Origin of the sequence: Enterococcus sp. HY326 (genome assembly GCF_026157065.1) — a bacterium.
Classification (GTDB): domain Bacteria; phylum Bacillota; class Bacilli; order Lactobacillales; family Enterococcaceae; genus HY326.
In genome coordinates, this window is sequence record NZ_JANLGQ010000010.1 from 1 (window position 1) to 20,117 (window position 20,117).

General features: G+C 33.4%; 19 protein-coding genes and 2 pseudogenes. 15 read left to right on the forward strand and 6 right to left on the reverse strand.

Going from position 1 to position 20,117, the window contains the following annotated elements; genetic code table 11:
- Positions 1-412 precede the first annotated feature (412 nt).
- The 7 genes from ORH16_RS17595 (at position 413) to ORH16_RS18990 (ending at position 3,879) form a co-directional block, all read left to right on the forward strand.
- Positions 413-643 (forward strand): hypothetical protein, encoded by a 231-nt coding sequence (locus ORH16_RS17595; RefSeq protein ID WP_265460201.1) that lies wholly within the window; start codon positions 413-415, stop codon positions 641-643.
- A 1-nt stretch (position 644) separates the two neighbouring features.
- Positions 645-968, forward strand: coding sequence for a hypothetical protein (locus tag ORH16_RS17600; protein WP_265460202.1), 324 nt, complete (start codon positions 645-647; stop codon positions 966-968).
- A 13-nt stretch (positions 969-981) separates the two neighbouring features.
- Positions 982-2,295 carry a MobP2 family relaxase gene (gene mobP2, locus ORH16_RS17605; RefSeq protein ID WP_265460204.1) on the forward strand — a complete coding sequence of 438 codons (1,314 nt, stop codon included), beginning with the start codon at positions 982-984 and terminating at the stop codon, positions 2,293-2,295.
- Positions 2,292-2,666, forward strand: a complete 375-nt coding sequence (locus tag ORH16_RS17610) for a hypothetical protein (protein WP_265460205.1) — start codon at positions 2,292-2,294, stop codon at positions 2,664-2,666. The genes mobP2 and ORH16_RS17610 overlap by 4 nt, the downstream gene beginning before the upstream one ends.
- A gap of 125 nt (positions 2,667-2,791) precedes the next feature.
- The gene (gene ssb, locus ORH16_RS17615) at positions 2,792-3,247 is read left to right on the forward strand and encodes a single-stranded DNA-binding protein (protein ID WP_265460206.1); all 456 of its coding nucleotides are present in this window, start codon (positions 2,792-2,794) and stop codon (positions 3,245-3,247) included.
- Between the two features lie 137 nt (positions 3,248-3,384).
- Positions 3,385-3,528, forward strand: a complete 144-nt coding sequence (gene pepG1, locus ORH16_RS17620; RefSeq protein WP_265460207.1) for a type I toxin-antitoxin system toxin PepG1 — start codon at positions 3,385-3,387, stop codon at positions 3,526-3,528.
- Positions 3,529-3,684: 156 nt separating this feature from the next.
- Positions 3,685-3,879 (forward strand): BlaI/MecI/CopY family transcriptional regulator, encoded by a 195-nt coding sequence (locus ORH16_RS18990; protein WP_416207878.1) that lies wholly within the window; start codon positions 3,685-3,687, stop codon positions 3,877-3,879.
- 485 nt (positions 3,880-4,364) lie between these two features.
- On the opposite strand, the gene ORH16_RS17625 is transcribed toward ORH16_RS18990, so the two are convergent.
- The gene (locus ORH16_RS17625; RefSeq protein WP_265460208.1) at positions 4,365-4,919 is read right to left on the reverse strand and encodes a DUF805 domain-containing protein; all 555 of its coding nucleotides are present in this window, start codon (positions 4,917-4,919) and stop codon (positions 4,365-4,367) included.
- A gap of 270 nt (positions 4,920-5,189) precedes the next feature.
- Here ORH16_RS17625 and ORH16_RS17630 point away from each other — a divergent pair, with 270 nt between their 5' ends.
- Positions 5,190-5,399: a hypothetical protein gene (locus ORH16_RS17630; RefSeq protein WP_265460210.1), complete on the forward strand. Its 210-nt coding sequence runs from the start codon at positions 5,190-5,192 to the stop codon at positions 5,397-5,399.
- Positions 5,400-5,767: 368 nt separating this feature from the next.
- On the opposite strand, the gene ORH16_RS17635 is transcribed toward ORH16_RS17630, so the two are convergent.
- From ORH16_RS17635 to ORH16_RS17645, 3 genes are all read right to left on the reverse strand, one after another.
- The gene (locus ORH16_RS17635; RefSeq protein ID WP_265460211.1) at positions 5,768-6,034 is read right to left on the reverse strand and encodes a hypothetical protein; all 267 of its coding nucleotides are present in this window, start codon (positions 6,032-6,034) and stop codon (positions 5,768-5,770) included.
- A gap of 47 nt (positions 6,035-6,081) precedes the next feature.
- The gene (locus ORH16_RS17640; RefSeq protein WP_265460212.1) at positions 6,082-6,297 is read right to left on the reverse strand and encodes a hypothetical protein; all 216 of its coding nucleotides are present in this window, start codon (positions 6,295-6,297) and stop codon (positions 6,082-6,084) included.
- Between the two features lie 178 nt (positions 6,298-6,475).
- Positions 6,476-8,719 carry an excinuclease ABC subunit UvrA gene (locus ORH16_RS17645; RefSeq protein ID WP_265460213.1) on the reverse strand — a complete coding sequence of 748 codons (2,244 nt, stop codon included), beginning with the start codon at positions 8,717-8,719 and terminating at the stop codon, positions 6,476-6,478.
- A 234-nt stretch (positions 8,720-8,953) separates the two neighbouring features.
- Between ORH16_RS17645 and ORH16_RS17650 the strand changes: the two genes are divergently transcribed.
- Positions 8,954-9,793, forward strand: a complete 840-nt coding sequence (locus tag ORH16_RS17650) for an alpha/beta hydrolase (protein ID WP_265460214.1) — start codon at positions 8,954-8,956, stop codon at positions 9,791-9,793.
- A gap of 174 nt (positions 9,794-9,967) precedes the next feature.
- On the opposite strand, the gene ORH16_RS17655 is transcribed toward ORH16_RS17650, so the two are convergent.
- Positions 9,968-10,336: a hypothetical protein gene (locus ORH16_RS17655; RefSeq protein WP_265460215.1), complete on the reverse strand. Its 369-nt coding sequence runs from the start codon at positions 10,334-10,336 to the stop codon at positions 9,968-9,970.
- Positions 10,337-11,198: 862 nt separating this feature from the next.
- Between ORH16_RS17655 and ssb (ORH16_RS17660) the strand changes: the two are divergent.
- A pseudogene (ssb, locus tag ORH16_RS17660) lies at positions 11,199-11,646 on the forward strand (single-stranded DNA-binding protein).
- A 1,238-nt stretch (positions 11,647-12,884) separates the two neighbouring features.
- Here ssb (ORH16_RS17660) and ORH16_RS17665 read toward each other — a convergent pair.
- Positions 12,885-14,438: a glycosyltransferase gene (locus tag ORH16_RS17665; protein ID WP_265460216.1), complete on the reverse strand. Its 1,554-nt coding sequence runs from the start codon at positions 14,436-14,438 to the stop codon at positions 12,885-12,887.
- Positions 14,439-15,613: 1,175 nt separating this feature from the next.
- Here ORH16_RS17665 and ORH16_RS17670 point away from each other — a divergent pair.
- From ORH16_RS17670 to ORH16_RS17690, 5 genes and pseudogenes are all read left to right on the forward strand, one after another.
- Positions 15,614-16,213 (forward strand): tyrosine-type recombinase/integrase, encoded by a 600-nt coding sequence (locus ORH16_RS17670; RefSeq protein WP_265460217.1) that lies wholly within the window; start codon positions 15,614-15,616, stop codon positions 16,211-16,213.
- 77 nt (positions 16,214-16,290) lie between these two features.
- Positions 16,291-16,617 (forward strand): topoisomerase DNA-binding C4 zinc finger domain-containing protein, encoded by a 327-nt coding sequence (locus ORH16_RS17675; RefSeq protein WP_265460218.1) that lies wholly within the window; start codon positions 16,291-16,293, stop codon positions 16,615-16,617.
- A gap of 109 nt (positions 16,618-16,726) precedes the next feature.
- Positions 16,727-17,852: pseudogene (locus ORH16_RS17680) on the forward strand (IS3 family transposase).
- A gap of 702 nt (positions 17,853-18,554) precedes the next feature.
- A complete protein-coding gene (locus tag ORH16_RS17685; protein ID WP_265460219.1) occupies positions 18,555-18,857 on the forward strand; it encodes a hypothetical protein in 303 nt (100 codons plus the stop codon).
- Positions 18,858-18,889: 32 nt separating this feature from the next.
- Positions 18,890-20,116 (forward strand): efflux RND transporter periplasmic adaptor subunit, encoded by a 1,227-nt coding sequence (locus tag ORH16_RS17690; RefSeq protein ID WP_265460220.1) that lies wholly within the window; start codon positions 18,890-18,892, stop codon positions 20,114-20,116.
- Position 20,117: the final 1 nt, after the last annotated feature.

The following is a 20,117-nucleotide window of genomic DNA, read 5'->3' on the forward strand; positions in this document are numbered from 1 at the left end:
ACAAATTATGTGTTTTTAGCACAAATAATGTGTTCGTAATGTGTTAAGACTGTGTTAACCCTACACAAATCATGTGTTAAACCAATTGAAACTGGCACCATTGAAAACCCCCGCACTGCGGGGATAGACATGATAATGGTGCCAGTTTTCTCTTATGCTCTTACAAAATACCAAGAGCGACAAAGCAAGTGCAACAAACAGCACTAAAAAGGTGAAGGATACAGAACCAAATAGAACACAGAAAGCTGTAAGAAAGGGGATAGAAAAATACAGGAAGTATGTAGATAAAGCATAAAAAGAAGGTCATATGAAGCGAGACAGGCCAACAGAAGGTATGACAACAAAATGAAAAGAAATGAGGTGATAGATACTGATGGAAGTTCTTACCGTGAGACGTTTACAAGATGGAACATTGGCTAGACTATCCTCGTTGGCCAGACAACAAGGTTTTGATAGTCGAGAAGATTTTTTACGTGACATTATCGAGCGAGTGGCATTTGAGGAGTTTCAGTTTGAAAGTGAGGTTCGCTATCAATTGCTCGTGTCACAGTACAATCAAATGCAGGAATGGACAGTGGAACAAATTGGCCACGCTATCGCAACCTTGTTGTCCAGCCAGCCGAAGATAGAAAGCAGGGAGTAATATGAGTGAATACAAAAAGAAAAATTATTATGTGTCGGCGGAATTTGTGGATGATGTGAAAACGTTGGCTCGTGCTGAAAATTTGTCGGAAGGTCGCCTATTGGAGAAAATATTGAACTATTACAGCGGCAAAGAAGAAATGATGAAAAAATTTGATGATGTGAAATCCGAATTACAGATTCAAAAAAAATTGCTTGCTAAGCTTGAAGATTTTGCAGGTACGTCTCAAAAAATGTTAGCGGCTATTGCAGAACAAGAATGGAAACAAACTAAACACGCAGCTGTAATAAAAAGTATGAATGAGAAGAAAAGCCATACTAGATAGGTAGGTGAATAGAATGAAGCCGACTGCAGGCATAATTTTATCGACTGCATTTGTCATGCCGGCCGCACAAGCATTCTCCGATTATATTGGGTACATGGACAGGCCGGAAGCACAACGAAATGAACATTTCGACGAATACAATGCGTTCTCAAATCAAAACACTGGGTCAGCATTCAATACGATTGAGGGCGCTGGTGAATCTCAATTCTCTACGTACAATGACTACATGGGAAACCCTGAAAAAACGTCTTCCCTATTTACCCGCACATATGACACAGCTCCACCAGAAGTTGTGTCGTACATGAAGGAATATTTTCATGAGGCACAGATGAACGGGTCTCCGTTGTGGCAACATGTATTCTCCTTTAAAAATGAGTGGCTTGTAGATCACGGCATTATGTCAGCGGAAACCGGTGAAGTCAATCAATCTCGCTTACAAGAAGCTGCACGTTTAGCTGTCAATCAATTGGAAAAAAAAGAACAATTGCACGGTGAATGGACTGGTGCTATTCATTACAACACGGATAACATTCACGTCCATATCGGGTATACGGAACGCACTTCTTCTCGGCCGCTGATTGAGGTAGTGAATGAGGAAAATCCAAGCTTTTATAACTTAGAACGCAAAGGAAAATTTCTCAAAAAAAATATCCGTGCAACTCGAGCAAAATTTATTAACGAGCTGTTAACGATGGACGATATGTTAATGCAAACGTCGGAACAGTTTAACAAAATGATAGAGAATGCCAAAGGCTATAGTGAAAATTTTGTAACGGATCAGTATGCTACTTTGTTTCAAAATTTATATGAAGCTATGCTAGAAAATCGCCGATTTTGGAAATATGGTTATGCTAAGGGGCAAAAATTCCAATATCAAGTGGACGCCATAACAAACCTCTATTTAAATACGGAACAATCAGCTGAGGTTGAAAAATTGCGGCAGTATCTAGCGCCAATTTCAAAAGAGTATGAAGCGGCATATGGAAATCCAAAAAATCAACCCACCTATGAAGACAATAAACTGTATGGAAAAGATGGGCTATATCACAAAATTGGTAATGTCGTTTTGAGTAAGTTATCAGAATATGACAAGACTATTCGTAGTCAAAATCGGACGAAAGGTGCTCGGTTGTCCGATTTTGATTTGGAATCATTAGCGATTGAGGAATCAATTGTTCCATCTGATTTACCGCCGTTGGATGACATCTATTTACCAGGGGACGAGCCAATTGCAAAACAAGACATTGATGACTATGAAAATCTATATTTTGATTCACTTTCTCAATCTATCTCTATTTTTATTTTAGAAGTTAGGAGGAAATCATGAAAAGCTATTCATTAAAAGAATTGTTTGAAAAAGTAAGTAGTGAAGGCCAAAAATTTGAAGTGCCGGGTACCAACTATACCGTAAAAAATCCTTATCACTTTGAAAAAGACCGTGTGTTTGGTAACTTAAATCATATTAAGAATTATGACTTTTTATTTATTGATAACGGACAAAAACGTGATGTCCTTGGCTTTTTTGATGATATGTTTACGCACCGTGATAATTATAGTCACTCAGGAATCGACATCAGTATGAACACTAGTCCAGAAAAGATAGTCATTCATTTTTTAGATGGAGAACTGAGTTTTGTCAATCAATCAAAAAAGAGTCAGAAAATGCAGCAAAAGACAGACTTTCATTTAGAAATGTGACTGGTCTAAATATTAAGGGGTTGCGTGAGCAAATGTAAAAAGACGAACTTTATAACGGTAAAGTAGTTAAAAACTAGGTGGTGTGTGCTACACTGCAAGAAACAATACTAAGGAGGGCGCAAACAATGATAAATAACGTTGTGTTAGTCGGACGATTAACCAAAGATGTGGACTTACGCTATACAGCAGGTGGTGTTGCCGTGGGTTCTTTTACGCTTGCAGTCAACCGTACCTTTACAGGTCAAGATGGGAAGCGAGAAGCAGACTTTATTCAGTGTGTGATTTGGCGAAAACCCGCTGAAACTTTGACAAATTATGCCAAGAAAGGTACGTTAATCGGCATTACTGGTCGGATTCAAACTCGTAACTATGAAAACCAACAAGGCCAACGTGTCTATGTGACAGAAGTGGTTGCAGATAATTTCCAATTGTTGGAATCAAGGTCTAGTGCGGAAAATAGACAAGGAAGTTCTCAAACAGCTTCAGCAAGTGAGCCGCCTATGCCAAAGTTTAGTCGTGACCAAGACCCTTTTTTAAATGATAGCAACCTTAATATTTCAGACGACGATTTGCCGTTCTAATTTTTACATGATAACGCCGCAAGCCTTGAAATTCTAAGGCTTGTTTCTTTATTTAGGAGCTGACGAGCTGTATTTATGATATACTAAACGGGTAGAAAAGTTATGACGGTGGCTATCTTTGAGAGGTGGTGGTGCTTATGAATGTAAGTGCTGAAATCTATGAAAGGAGAAGCCTTTTGTCTGCATTAGAGACAATTCAATTGTTATTGAGTTTTGGTATGTTTACCATTGCCTTGATAAAATTGATTGTGGACTTGCTTAAAAACGACAAAAAGAAATAGCCGTCTACTTTTGCAGGGTAACGGCTATTTCTAAAGTCATATAAAATACTTGCGACCGTCTTAAACGGTTCTACATGGAGGGCATATTCACGTATGTCCTCTTTTTATTACTACTATTTTAGCACAAAACTTAACATATGGAAAGAAAGTGATAGCATGGAACATCTTACAATCAAAGAAAAACAAGTAGTACAGGTTTTTTGGCGCAATGAACAGTGCTTGTCCGTATCGGACGTTACTTTATTATTACCAGATGAGAGTAAGAATACTATTGCAGCTGTCATTACCAAACTTTTGAGTAGGAATTGCTGGCACAGCCCTGGCACGAAAATTTATTCCTACCATTTCTGAGGAAGCTTATTACCTATCCGTACTGCCTTCTACTACTATATATAATTTGGTACGTCACCATATTAGCAGTGTGACCGATTTAGACTACTTGAACTCGTTAAAACAAAGAATTCATAAGCGTAACTAGATTCATGATATACTAGTATGGAGGGACAGGGCATAATTAAAATATCTCCTAAAAATATTTGATATGTTGCAATTCGCTTTAACAACTGTCCCTCTTTTTATAACAAGAATCCACTTTACTACTTAAAAAATTTCACAAACTTTTTTGAGGGAGGAATAGCGACTTGTTCACGTTTCAAAATTTTAAAACCGTTAACTTTCAAAAATTCACAAGGGAAAGCCCGTCAGACGCTGGTCTGGCGGGCTACTTTTTATAACGTAACTTATGTAAAGTAAAAGCCAGTTCACAAGATGAACTGGCTTCTACTTTATAATCGGCATTATGTCTACTAAGGAGTTAAATAACAAGTAAAAATTCTCTACAGAATAAAAAATTCAGAAAGTTTACTTTTAGATTTAAGTTTAACGAAGTTGGATGGGAGTAACGTAATGATAATATTAGTTACACAGAGAATTAGCCCAATAATGGGAACGATCAAGTTACCCTTACTAAATAGCATATGGTTATTTTGAATGTTAATTATAGACAGAATAACGAAGAAATTACTCGAGACAAACAAGACAAAGAAACTTACTCCTGTAAAACCTGCATCCTTGAACCGACGTACGCACAAAGAAATACAGGGTATAACTAAGAGAAGTACACATATAAACAAAACTGCCAGCGGTAATTTTTCATGAGAAATGACACTCATAATTATTGTTTTTGCTGAGCTAGTACCTCCTGAAATACTCATTGAGGTACCAATAAATAAATACAAGAGATAGCCTACGGGAATTATCGAAAGAATATATAAGGTTGAAATAACCCACCAAAAATTTTTACGATTTTCTTTACCCGTAAAATTAAAATAATTTGTGAAAAACGCTCTAAATGCGCCAATAAAGCCTATATTACTCGGACGATCATTCATATTTACGACCTCTTTTCTAAATTCTTATTCCAATCATTAAAATTTATATTACTCTTTGGACAAACAGATTAAAACCGTCTTAAGACCGATTTAATCTATTTATTACTGGTATAAGGAAGATTATGTAAAATAAAATCCATTTCAATAAATGAATTGGATTCTTGGATAACTCATGGAACTAAAGTCCTATAGATTATTAAAAATAGATAAAGTAAACTTGAAAGAGAACCTATAGATTTAAGTTTTCTAAAAACTTGAAGGAGTAACTCAATGGAAAAATTTATAGACAATATTTTAGATTCTATTTTTAGCGGTTCCTATGGATTTTTGAATATAAACTTCAGTATTTTCTTACTAGTTTTGGGGGTTGTTTCACTTTTATTCTTTAGAAAAAAAGAAAAAAGCCGAAAATGGAAGTTTATCGGGATGGCCGCAGTTTGTTTAGGATTGATAGGATTTATTGTTAATATGTTGCAATAGGGGTGTACCCTATTATCATCAGTATAGAGTACAACAAACATCCGACAGCTATTTAGCATGGTATTTGGACAGAGAAAATATCGCGAAAATGAAAGATTTATTTTTAAATGAGTTAGAGAAAGGCTTTAGATACTATCAATTACAAGCTAACGATCTAGAGAAGGTAGTTCAACAAAAAAATTTAACCTTAAATAATTGGATAATACGAGAATAGTTTTTGACTGTCCTTCTAACTATGAGAGTTTAAAAATGTTCACTTTGCAGGACGTAACTAATGTAAATTAAGAAGCCAGCCCTTTATGAACTAGCTTCTTTTTATAATCGGCATTATGTCTACCTAGCTCTTAAATAACAATAAATGTACTCACTTAATTTAAATTTATACCTAGCTCATTCATTTCTTCCTCAGTCTTTATTCCAATGTACTTAATTTCGTAGAAAAGTTCTCCTTCATATTCATAAGCGGTGTACGGATTAGAATGATTATAGCTAAATTTAGAAATAGTTTGTCTCTCAACCTCATTAAATTCATTAATTACATCTTCTTTGCTTTGAAACTCAATAACTGGGAAGAAAAAGGTTTCCCATTCTTCTGCAAATCCTTGATGCTTAGCTTCTACTACATGATAATCCATTAATATTCTCCAATCTAATTAAGTAATTCGAAGTACTCTTAGGACAATTATTTTTCTACGATTTTTGTGATTTTGTTTAAATAGAAAATAAGGATTAACGAAAAAATTGCTAAAACAAAAATAATACTACTTTGTATCAGTTCGAAAGTTACTGCTGCTTCTCTACCTAATACTAAAGTTACAACGGCTTTACTTGTTAGACTAATAATACTTAGCATGATTAGTTTTAATATTAAAAAGTATTGAGACAAATCTTTTTTCATAAAAATCACTCCTTTAATTCATTTTAATCGAAAATATGAAAAATAGTAAAGGCACTTGGTATAAGGAGAGTTATGTTAAGTATATCCCTATTATTAAAAGAAATATTCTTTATAGTCAACAGGCTATTTAAAACAAAATAAATTTGGATTAGTGGGCATTAAATTTTTTTATTCATTTTTACATATAAACACCTGTGATCTTGTCATTCGAATTGGCTAAGTTCAAAGGAGTACCTTCAAATAATAACGCACCACCTTTGGTACCACCTTCGGGACCTAACTCAATTATCCAATCAGCCTGCTTAATAACATCTAGATGATGCTCCAATAAAACGACAGTATTACCTTTTTCAACTAATCGATTGAATAATTTCATTAAGTATTCAATATCTTTTAAATGTAGCCCATCAGTAGGCTCATCTAGTAAATAAAAAGCACCTTCTTTGTGTAACTGATTAGCTAGCTTTAATCGTTGAAGCTCACCTCCGGACAGGGTAGTCAGAGACTGATGCAGTTTTAAGTACCCTAAACCAACTTCAATAAGTGTCTGTAGCTCTGATTCAAATGAAGCATCTTTAAAGAAAGTACAGCTTTCCATAACTGTCATATCTAAAATGTCTACAATAGTTTTTTTTCGATAAGTGTAGTTCAATACCTCAGGTTTGTATCGTGAACCCTTACAAACTTCACAAGTCGTGACAACATCATCCATAAAAGCCATATTTGATGTAATAACCCCTTTTCCTTTACAATGAGGACAGGCTCCTTGAGAATTATAACTGAACAAGGTTGAGCTAACATTGTTTGCATTCGCAAATAATTGACGAATTTTACCAAAAATATCTAAGTAGGTTAATGGAGTCGATCGTAAGTTAACGCCTATACTCTTTTGTGATATAGCAACTACTTCTAATTGTCGATCAATCGCAGTTTTGCGTATTATTTCTCCCAAGGATGATTTACCTGAGCCAGCTACACCACATAAAACTGTCAAAGTTTGTAAAGGAATACTTGTTGAAAAACCTTTTAAATTATGTTCATTTGCATTGTTGACTACTAAATAATCTTTTGCTCTACGTGGTTTTGTTTTTAAAGCAACCTTGGTTCTTAGTGCTATACTTGTAGCTGTATCCTGTTTTACAAACTCAGTGTAAGGTCCAGCAAACTGAATTTGCCCACCGGATTCTCCTGCCCCAGGCCCCACATCAATGATATAATCTGCAATTTCAATTAATTGTGGATTATGTTCTACTAAAACAATTGTGTTTCCTTTATCTCTTAAAGTACCTAAGGCCAATTTAATTCGATCAATATCTTTTGGATGTAAACCGGCACTTGGTTCGTCCAAAACATATAACACATCATTCAAAGCATTAGTAATATATTTAGCAATACGAATTCGTTGTGCTTCTCCACCCGATATGCTCCCAGTAGAACGGTCTAGAGTTAAATAACTCAATCCTAGATTAATTAGAGATTTCAAGCGGCTAATAATTTCTTCTTTAATTTCTTGGGATAACTCACCTTGAATTGAGCTTACAAACTCAACTAAATCTTCCAAAGGTAAACTAACCGTATCAGCAATATTTTTACCATTTATTTTACAGCTTCGAACTTTTTCATTAACCCGACTGCCATGACAAGCGGGACAGATTTTAGTTGTAACAAAAGAATCAATCTGTTTTTTATGACGTTTAGCATCATCTTTGTGCAAAATACTACGATTCATTCTAGGAATAATACCCTCATATAAAGCTGTTTTTGGCCAGCGGCTAGGTGGACTTTTTAATTTTTGCTGAGGCGCATATAATAATAGTTCCAATTCTTCTGGTGTATAGTCCTTAATCTTTTTGTTCAAATCAAATAAACCACTGTATGCATAACGTTTCCAACGCCAAGCATCAAAGCCAAATGTTGGAAAATCAATTGGACTCTCGTTTAACGACTTATTGAAATCAATCAACTTGTGAATATCCATTTCTGTTACATAACCTAATCCATCACATTTAGGACACTTACCATCTGGATGATTGAATGAAAAGGAATCCGAATATCCAATAAATGGTTTTCCAACCCTGGAAAATAATAATCGCAAAAAAGTATAAATTTCTGTATACGTTCCAACCGTGGAACGAGAATTCGCTGATAATTTTTTTTGCTCTATAGGAATTGCCACTGGTAAGTTGTCAATTCTTTCAACAGTTGGTCGACCATATTTAGGCAACATATGTTGAATATAACTGGAAAAAGTATCGTTCAATTCTCTTCGCGATTCTGCAGCTAATGTATCAAAAACTAAAGAGGACTTTCCCGATCCGGATACACCAGTTACTACAGTCAGTTTATGCTTAGGAATTTTTACTGATATATTCTTTAAATTATTTTGTGTAGCATTGACAATGTGAATAAAATTATTGTTCATTATTTTCCTCCAATGTAAAGAAATTTACTCGCTGAAATTTAATAAGATATTCTCATACTTTTATTAACCATGGACTAAACTTCAATTGCTTCTTAGAGCTCTATGCATATAATACATCAGATAGTTATCTTTTTACTTAGTTTAACGTAATTTATGTTGACTAACTCATAGTTTAGTAGAGTATAGTCTTAATTAAAGATAAACTTATACCAAACTGATTGAGGAGATTAAATTTTGCATAATCCAGGTGAATTAGTACCAGTTGTAGATGGTCAAATGAATATATTAACTTTAGGTACCGGCAACAAAACCATTATTTTTTTGTCAGGTGGCCTAACAAGCAGCCCAATCTTAGATTTCAAAACACTCTATTTCTATCTTCAAAATAATTTTAAGATTGTTGTTATAGAAAAATTTGGCTATGGATTTAGTAGTGATTCTAATAGTTCTAGAAAAATAGATACTATGTTGCAACAAACTCGTTACCTTCTTGCAGCGAAACAGATTCAACCACCATATATTTTGGCTCCACATTCAATGTCAGGGCTTGAAGCATTGAGGTGGATTCAAGAATACCCCGATGAAGTCGAAGGGCTAATTGGACTTGACATGGCAAATTATGAAGCCTATGACATACTAAAAATTAATCTATTTGGATTTAAACTTAGCCGATTAATGGTTAAAATAAAGTTCACTAAACTATTTCCTAAGATGATTGATTCTGATGCTGTAAAATTCGGTAACCTATCCAATGTTGAGAAAAACGCATTTAATAAGATGTTCTATAAAAATTTTACTTCTACAGCAGTTTTAAATGAGGTTATCACAGTTAAAGAAAATGCTGAAAAAGTAAAAACAGTGTCTCTAAATCAGATACCATTGTTAGTATTTTCTTCAAATGGTATTGGGACAGGAATAAAACCTACAACTTGGCTAACCATCCAAAAAAGAATTAGTGAATTAAGTGATGTTAGTAAGTTAGTCGCTTTTGACTGTCCGCATTATGTACACAATCACAAAGCATTAGAGATTGCAGATGAGATAAAAAAAGTCTTTGGAAATTACAATGATTAGTAAATGAAAAAAATAGAAACTGGTAAATCCACTAACGACAGATTTTCTCTACTTAAAAAACCAATCTCACTTATGTAATTACCATTAAGTTTTGATAGCTTTTTTGCATAACCATTTAATATACTTAGGATAATCGACATTATGTGAACTAAGTAATTAAATTACATAAAATTGTTATAAACCACCATAAAAAATTTCTGTGTCATTGTTTTTGAGATCTATAATCTTCAGAAATTTAGTCGATTTAACAAAAATACTTTTATAATATTTTTGATTGTCTTTTGTAAATAAAAGAATTCTTTTTTCAGAGTTATCGGAGAGTACAGTAATGTCAAAATCGGATAGAGTTAAAATTGCTGCGATTTTTTCTTCTTCTTCCCAGTGATTTGAATTCTCTTGATTATCTGTGGAAGACAGGTTCTCCTTAATATCACTTGATTCAGCTATTTCAGTTTGGACAGTATCATTAACTAAATTGGATGTTGAGGGGGAACATCCTACCAAAAATATTAAAAAAAACACCGGGAAAATAATTTTCTTCATAAACATCCTCCAAATTTGTTGATTGATTCAAAGTACCATAGTATGGCTCCTATACTAGAAATACGGTCAATTTATTCGATATAATCTATTAAAGGAGTTTTTGTCATGAGTTTCTTTTTTTGTTAAATTTTTATTTTAGCCTAGCACATTGATGGTGTTTTTGCTAGGTACTAGTTGAAAGGAGTGTTCTTATTTGAACTCAGATTTTATTGTAAGATATAGTCGCTGGAAGACTATATTGCCAATTATTTTCGGAATTGCGATGTTTTTGATGGGATAAGGATTTGTAACCGAGTTTTTCTTAGAACAGATTTACTTGCAGTCTTGTGCAGTTTATCGTTTGGATTTTTTTAATTGCTTGTCTCTACATTTTTATTAACAATTAGTTTAATGAGATTAGTAAAACGCCTAAGGTTCTAAAGCTTAGTAAGGACAATATAGTTTACTATTATGCTAATTTTTATAAACCTACAAAAGTAATTACTATTCCTTGGGAAGATGTGGACTCTATAGGTTTTGATTCAACTATTATCTATTCGTCTAAAAATATAGGAGAGACAAATATAGAAATTCCTAACAAAATTTCTTATTTGAAGATAGTTGTGAAAAGTAATGTACTAGAAAGCTATAGTTCTTTTAGGCATAATATTTTTCTATCCTCCAATAAAAAGACGCTTTCTATTATTACTGATCCGTTGGGACGTTTCTCAATGGAAAAAATTATGCTTTATTGTAAAAATAAAATGAATCATTCAAGTTGAATAGTACGGCAAAAAAGCCTCTACAAATCATAGAGATCTTTTTCACAGCTATTATCTCAGTTGGCATAAGGAGTATTATGTGAACTAATCGCAAACTAAAATTGATAGGAAGACTGACAAAAGATATAGACTTACGGTACACAGCAAGTGGTCTGGCTGGAAGAACCTTTACACTAGCGGTGAATCGTAATTTTTCCGGTCAGGATGGCAAACGAGAAGCTGATTTTTTCTCGTGTGTCATTTGGCGGAAGCCAGCCGAAAACTTAACGAATTATTCAAAAAAAGGCTCCTTAATTGGCATTACAGGTCGTATTCAAACAAGAAATTATGAAAACCAACAAGGCCCAACGGGTTTATGTGACAGAAGTTATTGCCAACCAGTTTCAATCATTGGGTACTGACAAGCGACAGAAGCGACCAGACAATCTATCTACAACAGCTAATATAGCTCCGACAAATTCTGTGTCACCAGTAAATGATAATGTAAGTGGTAATCAGTTTTTAGATAGTACTAATTTTGAAATTTCTGATAATGATTTGCCATTCTAAGATAAGGAAGAGCACTTTCTAACACTGGAGGTGCTCTTTTTATTCCTTAAATATACGAAAAGATAAATTACAGGTAACAGTTTTGAATTAATCAAGTAGGTTCCAATGGCGTATGCGTCTCTACTAATATGTATCTAAGATATTGACTCAAATTCAATAGTAATCAAACTTGCACATTTTTAGTGTTTGGTGATTCAATGGAATGGCAACCCCTATTTTGACAAAAATTATGTAGTGTATGTATACTTGCTTAGCGCCTAGCCCGATTGCCCTTGACAACGAGCCTCCCTGGATGTGATTGCATCGGTGCGTGGCAGGTATTCAAAAATCTTGCCCCTATTCAGCGCGAACACATCCAGGCTCATTATCAAGGGGAGGCGAGAGTATTTCAATTACCTTTTTTACGAAAGTTTTTGAACTCAATCCCGAATAATTGCTGCCTGCTCCATTTTTTTATAACAAGTCCTCACTTTCCCACCTGAAAAACTTCACAAACTTTTTCGAGGGAGGAATAGCGACTTGTTCAGGTTTCAAAATGTCAAAATAGCTCGATTTGAAAAATTCGTTTTATAGTTCATTTTTTTTAAAAGTATAAACTATAGGAAATTATGGCTAAAAGCAAAAAAATTACTTGATATTCTTTTGTTCATCATTATTTTTTGTTCTGTTTCTTTTTTTTGTTAGAAAGTCTAAAAACTTCATAGCAAATACAGCAAGACTGATTATAATAATCGAAATTAGAATGTAGGGAGCAACATTTTTAAGTGTCTGCCAATCGTTCTCAAACGCTTTTTTAAACATGTGTTTTATCAAAATAATTTCACCACACTAAATAAGGAATTTTGAATTGGGACTAATTGATTTTTAGAAACTGTTAGATTCAGTTTTTAATTAAATTGCTACTTTTTAGAATGTATAAATTTTATCGAATTTAGTTAAGTCATTCACTTTTTTACTTAACAATTTAATTATTGAACTAACTAGTTATGAGTATTAAGAGGTAAAGTTGCTCTAACAATAACGTTTGTAAGGAGCGATTTCATTGAATTCACAAATTAAAAATAGTTCGACACAGTTTTTCTATGATTTGATTACAAATCTTTTTACACCACTCTTCTTTTTTGATTACCTTGCTATTTTCCAGCTATTACGGATGATCACCCCATTGAGCCTGGGCCCAATTCTTCTTATTACCCTCATACTTAATCTAATCTTAGCTTGCGAGAAAATCATTTCAACTAGGTAGTAGTTGAAGGATTTGAAGAAGCTTTATCAGAGTAGTCTTTTTCAGACAGTCTTTCTAGAGTGATACCTGAAAGACTAGGCACAACAATTAATATAGACGGCAGAAACGATTGGTTTACTAAAACTGTAATTATCATCAACAGTGAACCAAACAAAATCTCTTGCCAATTGTTTCTGATTTTCTGTAGTAAGTTCGTTTTTCTTACTTCTTTTGGTGTTACATAAAAATAGGCTTTTTGGCCTAATACAGAACAGGTTGCTGCATAAAAACTAATCCAATAGAGAGAACCATACAAGAGAAACATTCGTGAGCAATACTGCAAAGTTCCTAAAATCTTATAGGTTTTAAACATAATAACAATGTCATTGAACATAGGTGAAAACAAAAATATGATTGTTGGTATCATTAGCCAAAGTGGATATTGTGCTGGATGCCCCAAAAGTGGTAACCATAGAATATTGATAACCAAAAATATAAAAAAAACAAAAGTCAAAGGTAGGTTATAGGTAAACAGAAAAACATCTAATTTCTCAAACCAGCGTAAATTTTTATTCCAAAAGATTTCTTTGGTAAACTTCCTCAACAATTCAAAATTACCTAACGTCCATTTATGATGACGGATTTTGAATGCACGGTAGTCTATAGGAAATTCTTCTTCACAAGTAATTAAACGTGAAAATTCAATATCAAATCCCATTTTTCTTGCTAGTATACTAAAACAAAGATCTTCGGCAACGAGTTCTGGAAACCCACCTACTTTTTTATAGCATTCAGCAGAAATCATGGCGCCATGCCCCAGAAAAGATAAAAATCCATACTTTTCTTTTACTTTTTGATAAGTAGGCCAGTGACAATTTACCCCAACATGAAATATCTCCATAAATTTATTTTTGTTTCTGGTTGCAACATGATTTGCTTGTAGAATACCTAAATTTTCATTAGAGTAAAAATATTTTAAAGCATCTTCAACAAAATTACTGTGAATAATTTCATCACTATCTAAAACAACAAAATAATCGAATAATTCTATATGAGCATTTAGGAACGAATTCAAATTACCTGCTTTAAACCCCTTGGACTCTCCTCTACGAACTACCGTTACATTCTTTTTCTTTCGGCTGTAATTATCAATTTCTTGTATGTACTCTGATTCTTTAGAATCATCTAGTATGTAGACTCGACAGCCTCTATATGTCTGTTTAGAACACAAGTCTAAACTTGCCGCATCGAAATCATCCTTTGTAGTGTAAACAAGTGCGATAACAGGATTTTTTCTCATAGGATAACTAGCAGATAGAATTTTTTTTTCTTCCTCAAGCCACTTGTTTTTAAACGCATGGAAGTAAGCAACGTATACAATATCTTTCATGCCGTTCAACCAGAAGTAGCTGATGAAAAAAACATCAATTGTTAGTAAATAACTAATTAAGTAATGACCTGATGAATACATAGGCCAGATATCTCGTGTTAAATCTGGGATGCTTGCTAATAATAATGCAACCCAAAACAAAATGATACAAATATATACTTTATTTTTCTTTTTCAATTTTATGCATTCACTCTTTTCAAATGACTTATTATACACGTTCCACTATACTGTAATAAGTTTGATTCAAGATAATTATAACTGTTTCGCTACAATATGCCACTACTATTTATCAATATTTATACTAGCTTACTAAAATATACGTACCAAGTCACAAAAGAGGTATTCTTTACAAAATAGATGAAGTTTTATCATTTTCTACTTAGTTTAACGTAACTCAAGTAAAGTAAAAGCTAACTCATCGAGTTGGCTTTACTTATAAAATCGGATCAATCAAATTCATGTAATAGAAAATCCATGAAGAGTAAATTAGTTTTGAGACTATGAACATCTTCCTTGATATTAATATAAGAATTATATGGAGAACTGATATCTAAAATTGGTTAACTGAATTTTATTGATTAATAACACTATACGTCTTATCATAGATTCACAAACCCATCAGATAGGGATTACTGTAGACAAAAAAGTTCTTCAATTATAGATTTCATTTGCTAGGATTTCCATACCTGTTAAGGCTTGGTAACCATATCCCCACATATAATTGTAATCTACAGCGTAAACAGCTTTATTTTTTTAGCAGTCATACTCGATAACTTCTCATTTGCTAGAACCCCTTGAACCATAGATTCTCCAGAAACACCCGTTTCGTACGTTGATCAATCAGGAACTATAAGAACGTCCGGATTGCTTTCTACGAGTGTCTCCACCTGTTTTGGGATTTTATCCCAAAGTACGGCTCTTTTTATTTAGTTTATATAAATTTTGCAATCTTATATAAATTACTCGCGGAGAAATTAATAAAAGAACAATTATTTATTATAGGTAACCTAAACGAAATCAAGACCTGATTCAAAACTATGCAAATCTATCTTTCTCAATTTTTATAGCTAGGATTTGACTGCGAGATCTGAATAATAATTATTAAGAATAACAACGTTCAATTAAAAACAATAAAAAAACTCTTTGTAAATATATTAGAATATTCTGTATTTTCTACACCAAAGACGAATGAGACACAATCGGATTGTGTCTCATTCGTTAAAATGGTGTAAACCCTTGTGGCTCTAAGTAGCTTTCCTCTAGGCGAGCGTTACTTTTTTTTATATCTATTTTGAATGTTACTTATTATATGCTATACTGTAGTTAAGTAACATTCGAGAGGTTGGAAAAACATGAAGACAGTTGAGCCGATTCGGGACAAAAAAAAGATTGAATCCATGAAAGCCATCTTAGCATCTGGAACATTTGGACAGCGAAATGTCGTTCTGTTTTCTTTAGGGATCAATACAGCCTATCGGATTTCAGATTTACGACAACTCAAATTGTCAGATGTGTTAGAAATTTCTAGAAATCGAGTCATTGCCAAAGAACGCTTAACCATGAAAGAGCAAAAAACGGCCAAACATAACTCGGTGGTGATTTCGAAGAAATTGCAAAAACTATTACTTGATTATGTCCAAGAAGAATTTCCAAAGCAAATCAAGGAACAAGAATTGGATCGGTATTTATTTCTCAGTCGAAAAGGGGAAAACGAACCTCTAAGCCGGCAAAGTCTTTGGAGAATTTTGCATCAGGCTGCATTGGCAATCGGACTGAAGAATATTGGCCCTCATTCAATGAGAAAAACATTTGGCTATTTCTTATACAAGCAGGGAACAAAACTCGAAATCATTCAGTCACTTCTGAATCATTCTTCTCAGAGAGAGACCTTGAGATATATTGGAATTACACAGGAAGACAAAGATGTCGCCGTTCGTAGCTTGGATCTTTAATCCTATCAGTTAGCGACATATAAGTGACTTATATAATAGAAGGAAAAGTTAATTTCATGTAAATTTGGAGGAAGTTTATGGATTGGGAAGAACGTAAATTTGGGCGTCATATCTACAGCTATAGCTATTTACCAATCAGTGCGGTTGGGGGCTTGGCTAGTTCTGCCGCGTACCTTGAATGTGATTGTGGTGAAATGGTTCCTATATCACAAAGTGGAAAAGCTAACCGCACTACTTGTCCCGCTTGTAAAGAACAGTATATATTAGAAGGCGGTAAATTTCTTCGAGTAGATATCTGTCCTGATTGTCAGTCACCATTAAAATTTATTAATGGAAAATATGGAAAATTTTATGGATGCACAAACTTTCCTAGATGCCGGTTCACCAGAAGAATGGGAGAGTAGTTGTGTATGATTCTGATACGTTGACTTTAGTGGTGTTAGTATCAAATTTTAGACAGCTTTTCGTAGAGACAAGAATAAATTAAACTTATCTACAAGAGGATGAATTTTTATGACCCGATATGAAGAAAATTTTAAACAGATGATTGTTGAACTGAATCAAACTGGACGTTCTGTTCGAGGGTTGGCGAAAGAATATGGCTTATCTAAAGCAACGGTTTACAAATAGAAAAATTTATATTTACCTAATCAGTCCACAGGACTGACTGGAAAAGAAGTGGCCAAACTGAGAAAAAAAAATGCTCGTTTGAAAGAGGAACTTGAAATCTTAAAATAAGCCGCAGCCATATTCTCTCGGAAAACCTAAATTCGCTTGTTCAATTTATTGAAAACTGGTGTAAGGATTACACTGTTTCTTTGTTGTGTCGGTTATTAGAAATCCCTAGAAGTGTCTATTATTTTTATAAGAACAAAGCATTGACAGTTACAGAAATCAGAAATAATAAGTTGAAAAAGAAAATTTCAACAATTTTTTTACGAATAAACAACGCTATGGCGCCACAAAGATCCATCAAGTTTTATTAAAAGAAGGTATTTCAGTATCTCTTAAACATGTCCAAAAGCTAATGAAACAATTAAATTTAAGGTCGATTGTAGTTAAAAAATATAGACCTCAAAGGTCTAATAAACCGATTATTTCAAAAGAGAACCTCTTAAATCAGGACTTTTCTACTAAGACTATCTGTGAGAAATGGGTAGCTGACATTACTTACATTCCTACTAAGAAAAATGGTTGGTGTTACTTATCTTCAATCATGGATTTACACACGAAAAAGATTATTAGCTATACATTTTCAAAACGAATGATTGTGGATTGTGTCATTCAAACGCTGAACAAAGCAAAAATGCATTATGACATTCCAGAAGGAATGATTCTACACACTGACTTGGGCAGCCAATACACAACCAGAGAAGTGGAACAATGGCTTGAAACCAACAAAATAAGGCATTCTTATAGTAGAAAGGGAACACCTTATGATAATGCTGGAATCGAATCTTTCCATGCTTCATTGAAAAAGGAAGAAGTCTACACGACTAGCTACTCAGATTTTGAAGAAGCAAATCGAGCGCTATTTAGCTACATTGAAAGATTTTATAACCGAAATCGAATCTATAGCTCGATTCACTATCTAACCCCACAGGAGTTTGAAGAGTTGGCAAAAGCAAAAATGGCGTAACCGTCTCTACTAACATGTGTCCAAGATATTGACTCAATTCCAACTTGTTACGAGTATCAATCCAAACAAAATTATATTTATTGTATTCATATAAACCCTTCACTTTTACTTATAAAGACTCATCTAGATATTCCAATATATCTCCAGAGATTCTTCATTAAGAAATTGCTCTTTTCTTTTTGTATATTTTTTTAGCCGTTTATTAAATCCTTTAACTAAATTAGTCGAATAAATCGTCCAAATCACCTTTGGTGATTGGTGTTTCCATAATTTCTGTTGTAAAATTAGTCATAAGAAAGTTTTCCTATAAAATTTTGGTTGTCGTAACTTTAATTTTACAGAATGGACTTTCTTTTGTTTATACCAAATTTCTATTTACACAAAATATTTTACGCTATAGCCACCTCTTTATGAGTTGGTTTTTTTGATATGGTCAATACGTCTACTATATATTTAATAACATTTGAATTTTAATTTTTCGCTATTTGTGATATATGAAAAAGATTTTGGCGCAATTTCCTTTACTAAAATATTCCGAATATATTGACATTCAGCAAGTTTTTCAACAATTTAGAGAAAGATTCATCTAACCTTGGTCCTTTACGTCTAAATAAAAGGAGACAAAAAGGAGATTTAGAACTAAGTTTCTGTAGATTGATTTGGTATTCTTTATTTAATAAATAAAGAAGGGTATGAAAAGAAATGAAAAAAAAATTAACTTTAAGTGCTTGTTTATTTGCATTAATGATTGTAGGAACAGCTTGTAATGGAAGTAATAGTCAAGAAGGAACTGAAGATAATCAAGGAGGACAAAAACTTACATCGAAAGATGTTGTCAGTCAAAAAGATGAGGTACTTGATGGAGAAGAAGTAACGGTATATGAAATGAAAGATGGATCTAATGTTATATTACCTAAAGGAGTAGACATGGATGATGCAGGTGCGGTCATACCTGATGAAAAAAATATTCAATCATACTCATCAGAAGATTTAGAAAACGAATAACTATAAAGAATTAGACAGTTGAGGAAATAGATATGGCTAAAAAAATTGTAAAAAGAAAACGACTCCTATTCATGATACTTCTATCTGTAATTTTTGTAGTTATTTTTTACTACTATGGAAGCAACATTAAAAGTTCAGTATCATCAGCTGAAATAAAAGATGTTCATACTACTTATGAAAAAATTTCTGTTAAATCGCTTCAAAAGAATGATACATATGGAGAATCTGCAGTAACCTTGGCGGGTGCAATAACCGCAAATAGCATATCAAAAATAAAAATAGACCCTTCTAAAGGAACTGTTGAAAATTTAGCAGTAAATGAAGGTGACAATGTTGCAAAAGGACAAGTGTTATTTAATTATAAAAATGTAAGCATGGAGTTAGAGCTGAAAGAGGCTGAAGCGGTCTTAACAGAAAAAAAACAATTGCTATATAGTGCAGAAGATACTGAAACGCTCAAATGGGATATGTATAACAAAGCAAGCAGAACTTATACAGAAGATCAAGCATCTGAGTTGGCTGATTTGAAAATGCAAGCCACAATAGCTAGCAACGATATTGTAAATGCCAAAGCTGCGGTTGACACTGCACAAATAACATATCAGGCAGCTGTCGAAAATTCCGAAAAGAATGTTGTGACAGCTTCAACTGATGGTCAGATTAAAAGTTTAAATAAAGAACTTTTAGATAAATCAGATGATGAGAAAAGTAGTGACAACTTTATTGAAATTGTTGATAGTAGCAGTCTTTATGTAAAAGGGAAAATTAGTGAGTTTGATAGGGAGAGTGCTTCTTTAGAGCAACCAGTCGAGATTATTGATCGAAAAAATCCTGAAAATACTTGGAGAGGGAAAGTCACAAAAATAGGCTACTTAGTTGCCGAGGATGGGAAATCAGATGATACAGAAGAAGAAGAAAATCCTAATCTTTCAAAATATTCTTATACAGTAAAATTAGAAGAAACGGACAATGCGCCATTACTTGGTTCAAATGTGTATGTCAAGTTATTATCAGATAGTGAATCTCAACTAACGCTTCCAAAAGATTATGTAAAAGAAGAAAAGACAACAGAAAATGGACAAGATAGTAAAAAATATTTTGTTTGGAAAGTAATCAACGGGAAAGTAAAAAAACAAGAGATAACAATAGATGAAGATAAGAGTAATGGGGAAAAAGTAGTTATTATAAGTGGGATTAGTGAAGAAGACAACATTATTGAAGCCTCAGATGAGGTAAAAGAAGGAATAGAGGTAAGTTAGT

Coding starts and splice junctions, on each gene's coding strand:
- mobP2 (WP_265460204.1), top strand. CDS start 982: ATGAAGCCGACTGCAGGCATAATTTTATCGACTGCATTTGTCATGCCG.
- ORH16_RS17675 (WP_265460218.1), top strand. CDS start 16,291: ATGGATTGGGAAGAACGTAAATTTGGGCGTCATATCTACAGCTATAGC.
- ORH16_RS17645 (WP_265460213.1), bottom strand. CDS start 8,719: ATGAACAATAATTTTATTCACATTGTCAATGCTACACAAAATAATTTA.
- ORH16_RS17685 (WP_265460219.1), top strand. CDS start 18,555: ATGAAAAAAAAATTAACTTTAAGTGCTTGTTTATTTGCATTAATGATT.
- ORH16_RS17600 (WP_265460202.1), top strand. CDS start 645: ATGAGTGAATACAAAAAGAAAAATTATTATGTGTCGGCGGAATTTGTG.
- ORH16_RS17655 (WP_265460215.1), bottom strand. CDS start 10,336: ATGAAGAAAATTATTTTCCCGGTGTTTTTTTTAATATTTTTGGTAGGA.
- ORH16_RS17640 (WP_265460212.1), bottom strand. CDS start 6,297: ATGAAAAAAGATTTGTCTCAATACTTTTTAATATTAAAACTAATCATG.
- ssb (WP_265460206.1), top strand. CDS start 2,792: ATGATAAATAACGTTGTGTTAGTCGGACGATTAACCAAAGATGTGGAC.
- ORH16_RS17690 (WP_265460220.1), top strand. CDS start 18,890: ATGGCTAAAAAAATTGTAAAAAGAAAACGACTCCTATTCATGATACTT.
- ORH16_RS17635 (WP_265460211.1), bottom strand. CDS start 6,034: ATGGATTATCATGTAGTAGAAGCTAAGCATCAAGGATTTGCAGAAGAA.
- pepG1 (WP_265460207.1), top strand. CDS start 3,385: ATGAATGTAAGTGCTGAAATCTATGAAAGGAGAAGCCTTTTGTCTGCA.
- ORH16_RS17625 (WP_265460208.1), bottom strand. CDS start 4,919: ATGAATGATCGTCCGAGTAATATAGGCTTTATTGGCGCATTTAGAGCG.
- ORH16_RS17610 (WP_265460205.1), top strand. CDS start 2,292: ATGAAAAGCTATTCATTAAAAGAATTGTTTGAAAAAGTAAGTAGTGAA.
- ORH16_RS18990 (WP_416207878.1), top strand. CDS start 3,685: ATGGAACATCTTACAATCAAAGAAAAACAAGTAGTACAGGTTTTTTGG.
- ORH16_RS17670 (WP_265460217.1), top strand. CDS start 15,614: ATGAAGACAGTTGAGCCGATTCGGGACAAAAAAAAGATTGAATCCATG.
- ORH16_RS17630 (WP_265460210.1), top strand. CDS start 5,190: ATGGAAAAATTTATAGACAATATTTTAGATTCTATTTTTAGCGGTTCC.